Consider the following 16671-nt stretch of genomic DNA (forward strand, 5'->3'; position numbering starts at 1 on the left):
GGGAGAAACCAAATGACACCAACCAAGGGCCTGCTCGGCCTCGCGGCCGCGTGCCTGTTGTACGGCACTGCCAACGCCGAGGTTTCCGGCAATGTCGTGCGCGTCGGCGTGCTCAACGACATTTCCGGCATCTTCCAGGACACTAACGGCATGGGCTCGGTCGAAGCGGCACGGATGGCGGCCGAGGATTTCGCCGGCGGCGGCAAGAACCTCAAGGTCGAGATCGTCTATGCCGATCACCAGAACAAGGCCGACGTCGGCAACGCCATCGCCCGCCGCTGGCTCGACAACGAGGGCGTCGACGCGATCGTCGACGTGCCGAATTCGGCGGTCGGGCTGTCGATCAACACGCTGCTGCGCGGCACCAAGATGACGTTCCTGGCGTCGTCGACGGCGAGCTCCGATCTTACCGGCAAGGCCTGCTCGCCCAACACCATCCAGTGGGTCAACGACACCTGGGCGACCGGCAACACCACCGCCGCGGCGATGATGCAGCGGGGCGGCAAGGACTGGTACTTCATCACGGTGGACTATGCGCTCGGCAAGGGCATTGAAGCCGAAGCCGCCAAGTACATCGAGGCGCATGGCGGCAAGGTGCTCGGCTCCGCCAAGCATCCGCTCGGCACGTCGGACTTCGCCTCGTTCCTGCTGCAGGCGCAATCTTCGAAGGCGGGCGTGATCGGCCTCGCCAATGCCGGCGGCGACACCATCAACAGCGTCAAGCAGGCGGCCGAATTCGGCATTCAGCAGAGCGGGCAGAAGCTGGTCGCGTTCCTCTTGTTCATCAACGATATCCACGGCATGGGCCTGAAGGTGGCGCAGGGCCTGCAGCTGATGGAAGCGTTCTATTGGGACATGAACGACGACACGCGCGCCTTCGCCAAGCGGTTCGCGCAGCGGCCCGGCATGAACGGCAAGATGCCGAGCGGCAACCAAGCCGGCGTCTATGCCTCGACGCTGGCCTATCTCAACGCCGTCGCGGCCACCGGAAGCGATGACGCCAAGGACGTCGTGCCCCAGATGAAGAAGTTCAGCGGCAAGGACAAGCTGTTCGGCGACGTCACCATCCGGCAGGACGGTCGCGTCGTGCACCCGATGTATCTGTTCGAGGTGAAGAAGCCGGAGGAGTCGAAATATCCTTACGACTATTATCGCCTGGTTTCGACCATCGCCGCCGACAAGGCGTTCCGTCCGATCGCCGAGGGCGGGTGTGAGCTGGTGAAGTAGTCGGGGCTGTCAGGGAGCGGCAGCGTCCATGACCTGACCGCTGCAGCTCCGCTCTGCGCCGTCATCCCCGCGAAAGCGGGGATCCAGTATTCCAGAGCGGTTGTCTTGCTCGCCGAGCTAGAGCGTTTCATCGTCTGATTGAACGATCCGACCTTTCCGAAGGCACTGAGTCCTCATCCTGAGGAGCCAGGCGAAGCCGGGCGTCTCGAAGGATGGGGCAACGCATTCCCTGCGTCACATGGTTCGAGACGGCGCTACGCGCCTCCTCACCATGAGGTTGTGCATGTGGCAGGCGGCGTGGATCAGCACTGATTCTAAGAAAAACAGAACTGCTCTAAACAGGCGGCGCTCTGCGATACTGGGTCGCCCGGACGAGCCGGGCGATGACGTCTGTCTGTGTTGAACAACTGTCCCTTTATCGAGGCTCGGCCCGCTTCGGGCCGATCTGCCAATACACGACCGCCACCGCAACGGGCAGTGCGAGCGCGATCCAGGAGATCCAGTCCCACAGCCCGTCGCCGAGCAACGCTGTCGTCAGCCCGAGGGCGGTGATGACGCCTATCGCGAGCGGCGCGGCGAAGATCTGCGCGGTGGTGTGCGAGGCTCTGCGGGGCGTGGTCATGCCGGCCTCGCATCGGATGGCGCCGCGGTGCGGCTGCGGACGCTGCCGCCGAAGCGCTGCTTTGCGACCCAGAGATAAAGTCCGGTGATCAGCACGACGATGCAGACGAGGTCGAGCAGCCCCCAGACGATCTTGAGTGGCAGGCCACCGTAGTCGCCGAAGTGCAGCGGCCGCGACATCTGCAGCAGCGTCAAATACCAAGGCATCTGCGGCACCAGCACGGGGACGGTTTGATCGACATCGACCAGCGTCGGGGTGGCGATCAGCGCCGTGAGCGCGGAGTTGCCCTTCATCCAGACCACGAGATGGCGGGGGCTCCCGAAATTCTCCGCGGTCGGCATCGTGATCGAGGAAAGACGTCCCTCCGGCATAGCAGCGCGGACCCGCGCGATCGCCTGATCCAGCGAGGATGGTTGGGCGACCGGCGCACCGCGATACGGTGCCAGCAGAGGCGGCAGTACCTGGCCGCGCCAGTAGTCGTACATCGGCATCGCCAGCGTGTTGATCACGCCGGTGCCGCCGACGACGAACAGCCAGACCGTGGTGACGATGCCGAACAGGTTATGCAGGTCGAGCCATTTCAGCCGCCGCGAGCGCTGACGGACGGTACCGAATTCGAGCCGCCGCATGAACGGCGCATAGACCACGACGCCGGAGACGATCGACACCACCAGCAGCAGGCCCATCGCGCCAAGGAACAGTTCGCCGGGCAGCTCCAGCAGCATGTTCTTGTGCAGCAGCAGGATGATGTCCATCACGCCGCGCTGCGGCCGCTCCTCGCCGAGCACCGCCTTGGTGCGGCCGTCCATCACCAGCCGATAGAATTGCCCGCGCACCGGCTTGGGCGTCGGCGACATCGTGACCACGACCGTGTTCGGTTGCTCGTCGCGCCAGGTGACGAACAGCACGTGATCGCCTGGGCGGGCCTGTTGTGCGGCGTGGAGGACGTCGTCGGCCGGCGCCGCCGGCGTGCCGCCTGGGAGCTGCGGCGCCACGAACTGCTGCTCGGTCAGTTCCTCGATCTCCTCATGGAAGATCAACGGCAGGCCGGTGAGACACAGCATCAGCATGAACAGCATGCTGATCAGCGAGGTCCAGGTGTGGACCTTGCTCCAGACCCTGAGTGCGCGTGTCCCGGTCACCAGCGATAGCTCGCGGTTGCGGTGATGACCCGCGGGGTGATGTACTGACAGCCGCCGGTCACCGTGCACTGCGCGTGGTCGTTATTGGCGATGTTCTTGACGTTGAGCGCCAGATTGATGCCCTTCGGCTGGCGATAATGCAGCCCGGCGTCGAACACCGTATAGGCGTCGTTGGTCAGCGTGTTGAGGATGTCCATGTAGGATTCACCAACGTAGCGGACGCCGGCTCCGAAGCCCCAGCCGGCGAGCGGTCCGCTCTGCAGCGTGTAATCGACGAAGCCGGACGCCATGTTGCGGGGGATCTGCACCGGCACCTTGCCGATATCGCCGTTGTTACTCTGGGTGTTCTTGACGTTCTGCAATGTGTAAGTCGCCAGGACATTCAGCCCCGGCATCGGTTTGGCGAGCAATTCGAGCTCGAGGCCGCGCGAATTCACCTGGCCGGTTTGGATGCTGTAGTTCAGATGCAGCGGGTCGGCCGTCAGCACGTTGTCCTGGGTCAGGTCGAAGACCGCCGCGGTGAACAAGAGGTCTCGGTTCGGCTGGAACTTGATGCCGCCTTCGTACTGCTTGCCCTTGGTTGGCTTGAAGGCATTCGAGCTGAAATCGATGCCGGCCGTGGGCAGGAACGATTCGGAATAGCTGACATAGGGGGCAACGCCGCTGTCGAAGACGTAGGTCAGGCCGGCGCGCTTGGTGAAGGCGGTGTCGTCGTTCGGCTGCGGCACGCCGTTCAGGCGGTTGAGGGTGGTCTGCTGGGCGGCATCGTAGCGGCCGCCGAGCGTCAGGATCCAGTTCTGCAGCTTGATCTGGTCTTGCAGATAGATGCCGGCCTGGTTCAGGTTCTGCTTGTAGCTCTGCAGCAGCGTCGTCGGGATCACGATCTGCTGGCCGTAAACCGGGTTGATCCGGCTGAGCGATGGCGCGGTGCCGCCGAACTGATCGCCGCCGAGTTGGAACGCCTGATAATCGGTGCCGATCAGCACCGTGTGCTGCAGCGGACCGGTCCAGGTCTTGGCGATGACGTGGTTGTCGATGTTGAAGCTGTCGGTGGTCTCCAGCACCTTGCGTGAGACCCGCGGAAATACGGTCTGGGTGTCGAGCGGCGTGCCGGCAAAGGTGATGTAGCGATATTCCAGGTCGACATGGCCGTAACGGGCGCGCGAGCGCACGATCAGATCGTCGCTGAAGCGGTGCTCGAACTGATAGCCGATCCGATATTGGGTCTGGTCGAAAGTGTTGTACGACGGATCGCCAAGAAACAGCGGCAGCGCCTTTACGTCGACAATCTTGCCGCCTCGCACGACACCGACCGAGACCGGAAACGCGTTGCCGAACACATCGTGCTGGAAGTCGCTGAGGATCGTCAGCGAGGTGTCGTTGGTGGGACGCCAGGTCACCGCCGGTGCGATATAGGCCCGGTCGTCCTTCACCTTGTCGGAGAATTTGGCGATCTGCGCGTCGGAATCCCGCAGCACGCCGGTCAGGCGATAGAGCAGGGTCTTGTCCTTGTCGATCGGGCCGCCGACATCGAACGCGCCCTGCAGCCGGTCGGCGGTGCCGACGAGGCCGACCACTTCGCCGAACGCCTGATCGGTCGGGCGTTTGCTGATCAGATCGATCAGGCCGCCGGGCGGGCTCTGGCCGTACATCACCGAGCTCGGTCCCTTGACGACGTCGACGCGCTGGACGCCGTAGGGCTCATTGCGGAACACCGAGAAATAGGCCGAGCCGTTGGCGGTGTCGCGCAATCCATCGCGGAAATTGGAGAAGCCGTTGGTCTCGAAGCCGCGGATGCGGGCCTGATCGTAGCGCGGATCGGCGCCGCCGGTCTGCACCGCGACACCGGCGGTGTATTGCAGCGCCTGCGCGATGGTGTCGACGCCGCGCGCATCGAGATTGTCTCGGCTGATCACCGAGATCGATTGCGGCGTTTCGATCAGCTTGGTGTCGGTCTTGGTGCCGCTGGCACTGACGCTGGGGACGAAGCCCGGCACCGGATCTGTGCCGCGTTCGAACACCGCGCGCTGGGTGGGCTGCACTGGCTGCGGAGCTTGCGCGGCGCGCTGGGCTGAGCGGCGCGATGGGCCCGCGGCGGCGCGATTCCGGTCGCGCGCAGGCTGCGCCTGGCGCCGGCTCGCCTCCGGGGCGGCGACTTCGACGGCGGGCAGCTGGGTCGCCCGCGGTTTGGCATCCTGCGCGGCGGCTTGCGCCGAGGGCCACACCGCCGGTGAGATCAGCGCGCTCGTCAGCAGCAGCGCGTTGACCACAGAACTGCGACCGGCATTCACGCCGGCAAAACCCAATTTCATCGCTTGCCCCCAAATCGAGGCGGCGAAGTAATCGGATACGGCAACGTGTATCAACGCTGCTGCGAAGCTTTTGCGCGAAGCCAGTTTGGAATCTATCAAACGATATCAGGCGCTCGCCTGCGCACGATCCTGATGGGCGAGTATCGCATTGATTCAGTTGAACTGTGCGCGGCGGGACAGAGATGCACGTTACCGCACCATCACTTTTGAATCGCTCAAATCACATGAGGTGATTGGGGATGACTCGGCGATCGGGCCGAGCGTGACGGGTTGCCGCGATGACTTGCCGGCCATTTGCCGGCGCAAACCCGGTTTTGCCGGGTCGTGGAATCCGGATAGTCTGTGGCCCGACCCGAGCGTAGGCGGATCTGGCATGGGGCGGATTGCGACCGGAATTGCGCTGATGCTGTCGGCGGCGATTTGGCAATCGCCGGCGCTGGCCGACAAGCGGGTCGCCTTGGTGATCGGCAATTCCGGCTACCAGAACGTGTCGCGGCTCGACAATCCGAAGAACGATGCGGCGCTGATGGCCGAAACGCTGGGGGCGATCGGCTTCACGCTGGTCGGCGAGCGCGCCCAGCTCGATCTCGACAAGCAGGCGCTCGATGGCGCCGTGCAGGCGTTCGGCCGCCAGAGCGAAGGCGCCGACGTGGCGCTGTTCTTTTATGCCGGCCACGGGGTGCAGGTCAGCGGCGCCAATTATCTGGTGCCGGTGAACGCCAATCCGGTGCGCGAGGCCGACGTCGACTTCCAGATGGTCGATGTCAACGTCGTGCTGCGGCAGATGCAGGGAGCAGGGACGCGGCTGAAGATCGTGATCCTCGATGCGTGCCGCAACAACCCGTTCGGCACGCGCGGACTGCGGGCCGCGGAGGGCGGTCTGGCGCAGATGCGCGCGCCGGATGGGACGCTGATCTCCTACGCGACCCAGCCGGGCAGCGTCGCGCTGGACGGTGCCGACGGCCACAGTCCCTATACCAGGGCGCTGTCGACCACCGTGCGGCGGGCCGGGCTCGACATTTTCCAGACGTTTAATCAGGTGGGTTTGGCGGTGATGCGGGCGACCGCGGGGGCCCAGCAGCCTTGGGTGTCGTCGTCGCCGATCGACGGCACGTTCTACTTCGTCGCGCCGCAGCCAGTGGCGCCGGCTGCGAGCCAGGAGGCGCGGCTGAGCGAGCCGCGCTCGGATCGCGATCGTATGCCGCTCACAGGGGCCGTTGAGCTGCGCGAACTGCGTGAGCGGCTGTATGAGCTGAATTTCGATCCCGACCAGCCCGATCCGAACAACGGGCTGCGCCGCGCAATCGGCCAGTATCAGCAGAAGGCGGCGCTGCCGCAGACCGGGGAGGCGACCGAGGGGCTGCTCGACCGGTTACGCGAGACGGTCGATCTGCAGCCGTGGGGGTCGATCGTGTACGACCCGGATAAAGAGAAGTGGGGGATTTCCTGGAATCATCGCAGCCGCAAGGCGGCGGTGACCGACGCGCGCGGCAATTGCGGCACCGCCAAGTGCGCGGTCGAACTCAGCTTCTACGGATCGCGCTGCGGCGCGTTCGCGGTGTCGCGCGACTCCTGGGCGCTGCTCGACCGCGAGAGCCTTCAACTCGCCAAGGACGCAGCACTGAACTCGTGCGCGAAGTCCGGCAAAGGATGTCGCATCGTCGGCGCAGTGTGCGCCGATGGCACCGGCCGCTGACGCTGCAGGACGTTATTGCTTGGATGCCGTCCAGGTCCCGGCGCATCCGTCGGAGCGCCGGAAGGTGCCGGAGCCGTGACGGCCGGAGAACCTGCCTGACGACGTCCAGCTCACCCCGCCGGCCGCGCCGGCGCCGCTGGCCTGGCCGCTCGCGGAAACCCGGCCCGACGTATATTGCCCGACGAGCCGGCCGCTGCTGATCAGCACCGCTTCCGAAGCGGCTCCACACGGCCGGCCGACGCTGGCGACCAGCCAGGCCCCGTCAAAGCTATCGCCGCTGCCGCCAGTGCTGCGTCTTGCGCTGCGCCGTTCGCGCGGCTCGGACCGGCTGGCGCGTGCCGGGCGGGACGGCTCGGCGTCGCGTACCGCTTTGCGGGAGCCGGTCACCGCCTTGTCAGTGTTGCCGATGCTGCCACCGGCACTGCCCGATTGCGCCGCGGCGAGCTGCGGCAGCGCAGCGGCGGGCAGCGTGACCGCGAGCAGCGCAACACGGACGATCGATCTGCTGATGGTGATGGTCATGCGAGGCTTTTTCCGAAACGCAACGGCAGTGATGAGCGGTCGGCAGTTGGCATCGATCAATGCACCCACACGCCGACGAAGCGACGCGTGCCAGCTCATCGAGCCCGACGTGCGTCAGCTTTGCCGGTGCCGCGGTAGCCGTCAAGAGCAGGTTGCGCACCTGCTGTCCCTTCACCGGATCTGCTGATTGATATCGGCGGCGACCCGGTGACAGCGTCTGGTAATTGTGTGACGTCAATGACGTTACTCATTGTGCGCCGCTCCATCGGTCGCGCCGCGATGGAGCGCGAAGCACGATTACTTTACAGCAAGAGTGAGCGGTGCTAGCCTTCAACTGTAAGTCGTATTTGCCTGCTTGATGAATAGTTATGTCATGCGGGTGAACGTGAAGACGTCGCGTGATGACGTGAGCTGATTGAGGTCGTCCAGCCGATTTGAGAGGGCAGTGGGCATGACCGATTCACCTGTAGGACGTGTGCCGACCGAAACCGTGCCACCGAAGCTAGAGGATGGCATCGCGCTGTGTCTGTCCGGCGGCGGCTACCGCGCGATGGTCTTTCACGTCGGGGTGTTGTGGCGGCTGCACGAGACCGGGATTCTCAAATCCGTCAGCCGGATTTCGAGCGTGTCAGGCGGCTCGATCACGGCGGGTGTGCTGGCGCTGAAATGGTCGCAGCTGAGCTTTGCACCAGGCAGCACCACGACCGAATTCGTGCGCGAGGTGGTTGCGCCGCTGCGCGCCTTTGCCAGCGAGACCATCGACGCCGGATCGATCCTGTGGGGCATCGCGCTGCCCGGTGTGTCGATCGGCGACGAGATCGCCAAGGCTTATGATAGCGGGTTGTTTCACGGCGCCACGCTGCAGGATCTGCCGGATGCACCGCGCTTCGTCATCAACGCCACCAATGTCCAATCGGGCGTGCTGTGGCGGTTCGCCAAGCCGTTCATGCGTGATTACCGCGTCGGCGAGGTGAAGAATCCGACGGTCACGCTGGCTCAGGCGGTCACCGCATCGTCGGCATTTCCGCCGGTGCTGTCGCCGTTCCAGCTGCGGCTCGATCCGACCAAATTCACGCCGAATTCCGGCGACGACCTGCAGCGCGAGCCGTTCACCAGCCGGGTGTTTCTCACCGACGGCGGCGTGTACGACAATCTCGGGCTGGAGACGGCGTGGAAGCGCTACACCACGATCCTGGTGAGCGATGCCGGCGGTCACATCGCCGCCGAGGAGGAGCCGGCGACGGATTGGGCGCAGCACTCGTATCGGGTGCTGAATCTCGTCGACAACCAAGTCCGCGCGCTGCGCAAGCGGCAGCTGATCGACTCCTTCAAGGCGCATGTGCGCGGCGGCGCCTATTGGGGCATCCGCACCGACATCGGCGACTACCAGTTGCCGGACGCGCTGCCGTGCCCCCACATCCGCACCATGCAGCTCGCCGAGATCGCCACCCGCCTGAAGCGGCTCGACGACGTCACCCAGGATCGCCTGATCAATTGGGGCTACGCGGTGTGCGACGCAGCGCTGCGCAAGCATGTCGACGATAAGCTGCCGGCGCCGAAGCAGTTTCCGTATCCCCAATCGGGCGTGTGAATCCCGGAGGGCCACGCCGGCCCGGTTGGATGCAGACGCATCGGAAGGTCGCCAGCGGGAGGACAAGCAATGGCGGGGGACATTGGGGCGTCATGGCCGACCGGCGACGACGACCGGCCGATGCAGTTCTCGCTGCCGGGCGAGATCGTCGAGACGATCCTGCTCGGCCCCGCCGACGATCGCCGGGTGCTGCAGGACTCTCCGCTGCTCGGCGATGTCTGGACCGCTTATGCGCTCGATCCCGGCGCGCGCCAGGACGTACTGATTACGCCGCACTACAAGGCGACCGCCGCCGACGTCGCCAGCATGATCCGGATCGGGCGTTCGATCTGGAATGGCAAGAACGGCGAGAAGATCAGCCCCTCGACGTTACGGCCGCTTGAATCCGCCAAGATCGCCTATTTGCAGGGGCTGGTTGCCGCGCAGCTGTTTTTCGGCGAGGTGCTGTGCATTTTGGTGCCGCTGACGCAATGGTGGCGGCAGCCGCAAGTCGCCGGCCGGATCGAGAATGTCGCCGACCGCAGAGCTGCGCTGGTCAAGCTGCTGCAGACGCCGCCGGGCGCCACCCGCAAGGCGCGGATCAGCATCGATCCTGAGAACTACTCGTCGCTGGAGCGTTACATCGCGCTCGCGGGATTGATCTTCTGGATCGGCAAGCGCGCCCGCCGCGCCGAGGACCTTCCGCTGCCGGGCAAGGATGGCGAGCCGCGCCAGCCGTTGCCGCCGCTGCCTGAGCTGACCGCGGATCAAGCTTTCGCACTCTACGTGCCGTACGCCGAGGAGATCATCGAACAAGTGTTCGAGGTCTATCCGAAGGTGCAGGAGCATCTGGACGATTTGCTCCGCACCAGTGCCGAAGCGGGCGATCTCGATGACGAGGCGCTTGCCGAGGGCTTCATCTTCCAGGTCTCGCTCAATCGGCGAGCCGACACGGCGCTCGACCGCTCGGTGCCGGCGGTGAAGGCGGATGCGGCCCAGTCGCTGTTCCGCGTGATGTGCGACCGGATCGTCTGGGGCGTGATCGACTCCGGCATCGACGGCAGTCACCCGGCGCTGCAGATGATCGACGAGCAGGCGACGACCGATCCCGAGCATCCGGTGTTCGTCAGCCGGGTCAAGAAGACCTTCGATTTTACGCGCATCCGCGAGATCGTCACCAGCGAGGTCGACGATGTCGAGCCCGCCGTGCTGGCCGAACTGGCAGCCGGAGCTGGGTTGGACATCGGCTCAGCGAAGGCATGCCTCGAACGGATTTCCGCGGATGCTGAAAACCGGCGGCCGATCAATTGGGCTGACGTTGAAAAGCTGATCACGCTGAAGACCCCAAAGGCGCCGACCAATCCGCACGGCACCCACGTTGCCGGCATCATCGGCGCCGATGGCGATTTCGCCGGCTCGGTTTACAGCGGCATGTGTCCGGATATCCGGCTGTACGATTTCCGAGTGATCGGCAAGACCACCGCCGACACCGAATTTGCCGTGATCGCAGCGCTGCAATACATCCGCTACATCAACGAGCGGCATAACTACATTACCGTCCACGGCGTCAATCTCAGCCTGTCGATCCCGCATAATGTGCGCAACTACGCCTGCGGGCGAACGCCGGTGTGCAACGAATGCGAACGGCTGGTGGAGAGCGGCGTCGTGGTGGTGGCCGCCGCCGGCAACCGCGGTTACCAGAAGTTCCAGACGGTCGATGGCCCATTCGAGAACTACGCCGCATTCAGCATCACCGATCCGGGTAACGGCGAGGGCGTCATCACCGTCGGCTCGACTCACGGCAACTGGCCGCAGACCTACGGCATCAGCTTTTTCTCCAGCCGTGGGCCGACTGGCGATGGCCGGCTGAAGCCGGATTTGGTCGCCCCCGGTGAGCGGGTGCACTCCACCGTGCTGGATCACGGATGGGCGCCGGAATCCGGCACCAGCATGGCGGCGCCGCATGTCAGCGGGGCGGCCGCGATGCTGCTGGCGCGCTACGAAGAGCTGATCGGCCAGCCGCGGCGGGTCAAGCAGATCCTCTGCGCCAGCGCTACCGATCTCGGCCGCGAGCGCAGTTTTCAGGGCCACGGCATGCTGGATGTGCTGCGCGCCTTCCAGTCGATCTGACGCTGCACAAACAGTGGACCAAGACGATGTATTTCAGTCTCGACGTGCTGAGGGCGAGGCAGGGCGATTGCCTGATGCTGCATTATGGCACAGCGGAGAAGCCCCGCCTGATGCTGATCGATGGCGGGCCGGCCACGGTCTATGCGAAGTACCTGAAGCCGCGGCTGCAGAAACTGCGCGCGGCGCGCGAGAAGGCCGAACTGCTCGATACGGCCGACCCGCTGCCGGTGGATGTGGTGCTGGTCAGTCATATCGATGATGACCACATCCACGGTATCCTCGATCTGACCGGCGAGCAGCGCAGTCAGGCCGCCGGCATCCGGCTGGCAGTGACCAGCCTGTGGCACAACAGTTTCGACGACCTGCTATCGACCAAGCCGGATGAGCTAGCGAGCGGTTTCGGCACTGCCTCGATCCTCGCCGGCGCCGACACTAATATGTTCGCCGGCGTCGAGATCGGCGACAGCGAGGAAGAGGCTGCGGCGCAAGCCGTGCTTGCCAGCGTGCCGCAGGGGCGGACGCTTCGCGATGACGCTGCCGATCTCGGCTGGAGGCCGAACCACAAGTTCAAGGGCAAGCTGATCCTGACCGCTGCCGACGCCGTGCCGGTCGACCTCAACGGTGTGACGATCACCGTCGCGGGCCCGCTGCAGGACGAACTGCAGGCTCTGCAGGACATGCACGATCAGTGGCTGCGGCAACGTAAAGCCGACGGCACCCGTCCCACCGCGTCGGCGATGCTTGCAGCGTTCGTCGACAAATCAGTGCCGAACCTGTCGAGCATCGTGCTGCTCGCCGAATGCGGCGGCAAGACCATGCTGCTGACCGGCGATGCGCGAGGCGACAAGATCATCGAGGGGCTTGAGACGGCCGGCAAGCTGGCCGAGAACGAGACGCTGCACGTCGATATTTTGAAGGTGCCGCATCATGGCAGCGACAACAACATGGAGACCTCGTTCTTCGAACGCGTCACTGCCGATCACTACGTGTTCTCCGGCAACGGCGACTACGGCAATCCGGAGCGGGCCACGCTGCAAATGCTGCTGGATGCGAGGGACGTGGCCGACGACTTTACGATCCATCTGACCTATCCGATCGAGGAGATCGATGCCGGCCGCGAGGCCGATTGGGTCAAGCAGCAGGCCAAGGAAGCGGGCCGGGCGAAGCCGCCGAAAGGCGGTGTGCGGCCGGATTGGTCGGCCGAGGAGCAGGGGCTGCTGGCGTTCTTCGCCAATAACCCGGAGTTGGCTGCCAAGGTGAAGATCGTGTCCGACAACAAACCGCATCTGATCGATCTGCTCGATAAGGTCGCGCTCTGACAGGGCGGTCGGCGCGGCCATACCAGATCGTCGCTGTGCCCGGGGGACTAAGCCGCCTCCGTAAAACTACCATCGGGACATTCCCGGACTCGGGATTTGCCCAAATAGAACGCACGCTAGAAGTGTGTCACATACTGAACATCCGCGATGCGGTTCGTCGCGGTCCCCTTCCTTGGGGCGTTTCCTCCCTAGACTTGGGCCCGGGCGCCGAATGGCGACCGGGCCTCTTTATTTGTATTTGTCCTTCAATCGCATCGCGCGCCCGTTTTGGTGGCACGAATTCCGCCGGCCCCCAGTACTCTTACGAGGCGAGGCAGCGACGAAATTCCGGCAGCGCACGATGTGTCACCGCCCAGGCCGCATTGTCGACCGCCGCGCCCTGCGACGATAGCTTGGCGATCACCAGCCGATTCTCCGGATCGATGAAGAGATTCTGGCCGTGGATTCCCATCGCAAACATCGTCTTCGGCTCATCGTGAATCACGTACCAGCCGCCGCGATAGCTGAAATTCCGGTAAGGGAACAATTTCTGCCACTCGCCCTGCCGCCACGCATCCCGGTCGCCGGCCGTCCATAGATCGTCGATCCATGACGGCGGAACGATCGTGCGGCCGTCGCGGTAGCCGTCGTCGAGCATCATCTGGCCGATACGCGCCAAGTCGCGTGCCACCATGCTGAAGCCGCCGGTAGCGCGCGCCTGGCCCTGCCGGTCTGTGGTGATCGAGGCAGGCTGTTCGGCGCCGAGCGGCCGCCACAACAGGTCGGAGACCAGCGTGGCAAAGCTGGTACCGGTGGCGCGCTCGATCGCCCAGCCGAGCAGATCGGTGTTGGCGGAGACGTAGCGGAACGGACCGCCATGCGGCTGTGGCTTGATCTTGAGACAGCGATAGAACGTCTTCAGATCGGTCGGCGGCAGGTCCTCAGGCACTGGATCCCAGCCGGCGGCAGCCGCATAGGCGCGCTGGGCGTCGAGGTCGATCTGGATGCCGGTCCGCATGTCCAGCACCTGTCGCAATGTCGCGCCCTGATAGGCTGTGCCCGCCACTTCCGGGATCAGCGTCGTCACCTCGGCGTCGACATGCAGGTGGCCGCGCTCGCTGAGGATTCCGGCGATCAGCCCGGTGAGCGATTTCGAGGCCGACATGATGATGTGCGGCGTCGTGGCGGTGGTGCCGTTGGCGTAGGTCTCAACCGCGATCCTGCCGTCCTTGAGCACGACCAGCGCGTCGGTCTCGGTGGCGGTGAGGAAGCCGTCGAGGTCGAGCGTTCCGCCGCCTTGGGGCCGGACGCGAAAGTCAGCCAAATCGCGCGGTGCCGCGGGCAGGGACCAGATATCGTCCGGCGCGTTGGCGATCCTCTCGGTCGGGATCAGGGTATCGATGTTGCGGAACGACCAGCGGCTGAACGGCAGCTCGCGCCAGTTGGCGAGCGTCGCGCCGGATGCGTCCTCCGGTGCGGCTAGATCGGAACGGGGCATGCGAACTCCAGGTGGGTACCCGGAGGATGTAGGCGCTAGGCCGCCGACGGTCCATGCTGGCGGCCTAGTTCCCGGCGAGTGCACCTTGATTCTGTTCTATGCTGTCTGCGTTGACCTCACAGCCCTTGAAACTTGAACGGCTCCGCCGGCTTGAAGCGATCGTGCACTTCGCCGGAGAAGATGTTGCTTTGGCCGGGGCCGAGGTCGAGCTTCTTCACCGTGCCCTTGTCGGCGGCGAATTCGATCTTGGTGAGATCGACCCAGAACACATTCGGCGTCAGTGCGGACTCAAAGAAGTACAGTTTGCGCTTGTGGTCGGCGACGCTGCGCCAGCGGGTCGAGGAGATGTTCGGCTGGTCGGGCGTCGAGATGCCGAACGGCACCGACGCGTTGCGGATCACGCTGAAAGCGGCGGCGATGGATTCCACCGGGTCGGGCGTTTTCGGAATGGCCCCGACATAGAACGACGCCCGCGCGAAGCGGTCGGCGGCGCGATTGGTGCCCGGCAGCATCACCGTGCCGCCGATCTGCTGCCAGTACGAATAAAGCGCGAGTTGCTGATCGAAGGTCGGTGAATTGGTCATCACCTGATATTGCCGGCTGTGGTGGATCACCTGCTTGCCGTCGATGTATTCGATGATGGCACTGTCGCCGGAGGCATCCGATAGCGACAAGTGGACCGTGGCAAGGCGTTGCTCGCCGAGCATCTTGTCGGTGACGACCGTAAACGGTTCCTTGGCCAGCGCTTCGACCGCTTCGGCGACGGTCGCAAAATTATCGAGCGCGTATTGTGCCCAGAGCGACAGAGCCAGTCCCGGCTTCGAGCCGTCGAACGGCGGATATTGCGATTCCGCCAGCCACAGCACGTTGGCGACCAGCCCCGCCTCGTTGATGCCGTCCGAGGTCGCGACATCGTAGGCGGACGCGATCACGCTGCCGTAGCGTGCGGTCCATTGTGCCGAATTGGGGCCGGCCTCGCCGGAGCGCTTGATGCCGCGGGGGAAGATCCAGAGATTGGTGCCGATGTCACGGGCCCAATCCATCGATCGCGCCGTGATCACCTGATTGTCAGCACCGAGATAAACCAGGCGTGTGCACGCGTCGGCGACCGGCGGCAGTAGCGCCCCCGCGAGAGCCAGGGCACTGGCGCAGGTGACGAGGAGACGTCGCTTGAATCGCTTCATGCCTGACCTCCGATCCCACCAGCCGTGGGGTATTTTGCTGCGCGGAACATCCGCTGATTATTGATCATATCCCGAGTCTGGCGATTTGGTGCGGTACGCGGCGCACCCATGCGCTGACGTTGCTGTCGCTCCGGGACTGGATGCGCTAGTAGGATGCACTGGCTAATTTCCCCCGCATCCTCTTCAGCCCGACGAGATTCTGCGCCCGCATGAGCACGTCTGAACGCCAGAGCCGCACGTCTGCGGGTCCGACCTACCATCTGCTGTCCGACGAAGCCGCCGCAGAACTCTCTAGCATTCCGACCGAAGTGATCAATCTCGGCGACGCTCCGCCGTTGGCGCCGGCCGGTGTGCTGACGCAGGGGGAAGTTCGCGCAATCTTGTTGAGCCTGCTGCTGGCGATGTTTCTCGCGGCGCTCGACCAGACGATCGTCGCCACTGCGCTGCCGACGATCGGGCGTCAGTTCGGCGATGTCGAAAACCTGTCCTGGGTGATCACAGCCTATCTGCTTTCGTCGACGGCGGTGGCGCCGGTGTTCGGCAGCCTCGCCGACATCTATGGCCGCCGGGTGATGATCATCGTCTCGCTCAGCCTGTTCGTCGCCGGCTCGGTGATGTGCGCGCTGGCGCCGAGTTTGCTCGTCCTGATCCTCGGCCGTGCTCTGCAAGGCCTGGGGGGCGGCGGCATCATGCCGATCGTGCAGACGGTGATCTCCGACGTCGTCAGCCCGCGCGAGCGCGGCCAGTATCAGGCGTATTTCTCCGGCGTGTGGGTGTCGGCCGGAATCGGCGGCCCGATCCTCGGCGGCTTCTTCGCCGAGCATTTGCACTGGTCGATGATCTTCTGGATCAATCTGCCGCTCGCGATCGGGGCGCTGGCGCTGCTGCTGCCGAAGATGGCGAAGATCCCGGTGTATCACCGCCGCCGGAAGGTGGATTGGCTCGGCGGCGTACTGCTGATGGCCGCAGCGATGGCGGTGATGCTGGTGCTGACGTGGGGCGGCAACCGCTTCTCCTGGCTGTCGCCGACGATCCTGGCGCTGTCGGGCGCGGCTGTGTTGCTGGCGGTGAGCTTCGTCTGGCACGCGCTGCGTGCGCGCGAACCATTCCTGCCGCTGCAATTGATGAGCGGGACGGTGGTGCCGTGGGCGATGGCGGGCGGCGCGTTCACCATGGGGGCGATGATCGCGCTGACGGTGCACATGCCGCTGTACTACGAGGCGGTGTACCATCTGACCGCCAGCCAATCCGGCCTCGCGTTAATTCCGATCGCGGCGATCTCGGTGTTCGGGGCGGCGTTCACCGGCCGGGCGATGGTGCATGTCGAGCGCTACAAGCGGATCGCGATCATCGGCACTGGCTTTGCGGCGTTGATGGCCGCGGCGATCGCTGTGCTGACGCCACTGCCGCTGTGCCTATTTCTGACGCTGCTGTCGCTGTGTTCGCTCGGCCTCGGGACGGTGTTTCCGG

General features: G+C 64.7%; 12 protein-coding genes. 6 read left to right on the plus strand and 6 right to left on the minus strand.

What is annotated here, in order from left to right; genetic code table 11:
• The first annotated feature begins 12 nt into the window (after positions 1–12).
• The gene (locus DY467_RS23210) at positions 13–1227 is read left to right on the plus strand and encodes an ABC transporter substrate-binding protein (RefSeq protein WP_164639281.1); all 1215 of its coding nucleotides are present in this window, start codon (positions 13–15) and stop codon (positions 1225–1227) included.
• Between the two features lie 415 nt (positions 1228–1642).
• Here the strand turns inward: DY467_RS23210 and DY467_RS23215 are convergent, their stop codons facing one another.
• From DY467_RS23215 to DY467_RS23225, 3 genes are read right to left on the minus strand one after another with little or no spacing between them, the layout of a single operon-like run.
• Positions 1643–1849 carry a hypothetical protein gene (locus DY467_RS23215; protein ID WP_012495410.1) on the minus strand — a complete coding sequence of 69 codons (207 nt, stop codon included), beginning with the start codon at positions 1847–1849 and terminating at the stop codon, positions 1643–1645.
• Positions 1846–2991, minus strand: coding sequence for a PepSY-associated TM helix domain-containing protein (locus DY467_RS23220; protein WP_164639283.1), 1146 nt, complete (start codon positions 2989–2991; stop codon positions 1846–1848). The genes DY467_RS23215 and DY467_RS23220 overlap by 4 nt, the downstream gene beginning before the upstream one ends.
• Entirely contained in the window at positions 2988–5303 is a 2316-nt protein-coding gene (locus tag DY467_RS23225) for a TonB-dependent siderophore receptor (protein WP_164639285.1), read from the minus strand. Before DY467_RS23225 ends, DY467_RS23220 begins: the two co-directional genes overlap by 4 nt.
• A gap of 373 nt (positions 5304–5676) precedes the next feature.
• Here DY467_RS23225 and DY467_RS23230 point away from each other — a divergent pair, with 373 nt between their 5' ends.
• Positions 5677–6999 (plus strand): caspase family protein, encoded by a 1323-nt coding sequence (locus tag DY467_RS23230; RefSeq protein ID WP_164639287.1) that lies wholly within the window; start codon positions 5677–5679, stop codon positions 6997–6999.
• Positions 7000–7011: 12 nt separating this feature from the next.
• Here DY467_RS23230 and DY467_RS23235 read toward each other — a convergent pair whose 3' ends face one another.
• Positions 7012–7521 carry a hypothetical protein gene (locus tag DY467_RS23235; RefSeq protein WP_164639289.1) on the minus strand — a complete coding sequence of 170 codons (510 nt, stop codon included), beginning with the start codon at positions 7519–7521 and terminating at the stop codon, positions 7012–7014.
• Positions 7522–7972: 451 nt separating this feature from the next.
• On the opposite strand from DY467_RS23235, the gene DY467_RS23240 reads away from it, so the two are divergent.
• The 3 genes from DY467_RS23240 to DY467_RS23250 all read left to right on the plus strand — a co-directional run bounded on the left by DY467_RS23240 (position 7973) and on the right by DY467_RS23250 (position 12540).
• Positions 7973–9112 carry a patatin-like phospholipase family protein gene (locus DY467_RS23240; RefSeq protein WP_164639291.1) on the plus strand — a complete coding sequence of 380 codons (1140 nt, stop codon included), beginning with the start codon at positions 7973–7975 and terminating at the stop codon, positions 9110–9112.
• 69 nt (positions 9113–9181) lie between these two features.
• Positions 9182–11221 (plus strand): S8 family peptidase, encoded by a 2040-nt coding sequence (locus DY467_RS23245; RefSeq protein ID WP_164639293.1) that lies wholly within the window; start codon positions 9182–9184, stop codon positions 11219–11221.
• A gap of 26 nt (positions 11222–11247) precedes the next feature.
• Positions 11248–12540, plus strand: coding sequence for an MBL fold metallo-hydrolase (locus DY467_RS23250; RefSeq protein WP_164639295.1), 1293 nt, complete (start codon positions 11248–11250; stop codon positions 12538–12540).
• 301 nt (positions 12541–12841) lie between these two features.
• Here DY467_RS23250 and DY467_RS23255 read toward each other — a convergent pair whose 3' ends face one another.
• Both DY467_RS23255 and DY467_RS23260 read right to left on the minus strand, forming a co-directional pair.
• Entirely contained in the window at positions 12842–14017 is a 1176-nt protein-coding gene (locus tag DY467_RS23255) for a serine hydrolase domain-containing protein (protein WP_164639297.1), read from the minus strand.
• A 116-nt stretch (positions 14018–14133) separates the two neighbouring features.
• The gene (locus DY467_RS23260; protein WP_164639298.1) at positions 14134–15201 is read right to left on the minus strand and encodes a linear amide C-N hydrolase; all 1068 of its coding nucleotides are present in this window, start codon (positions 15199–15201) and stop codon (positions 14134–14136) included.
• A 209-nt stretch (positions 15202–15410) separates the two neighbouring features.
• Here DY467_RS23260 and DY467_RS23265 point away from each other — a divergent pair.
• The coding region (locus DY467_RS23265) for an MFS transporter (RefSeq protein WP_164639300.1) at positions 15411–16671 on the plus strand (1261 nt) is incomplete at its 3' end.

Origin of the sequence: Rhodopseudomonas sp. BR0G17 (assembly GCF_010907025.1) — a bacterium.
In the GTDB taxonomy this organism is placed as follows: domain Bacteria; phylum Pseudomonadota; class Alphaproteobacteria; order Rhizobiales; family Xanthobacteraceae; genus Rhodopseudomonas; species Rhodopseudomonas palustris_H.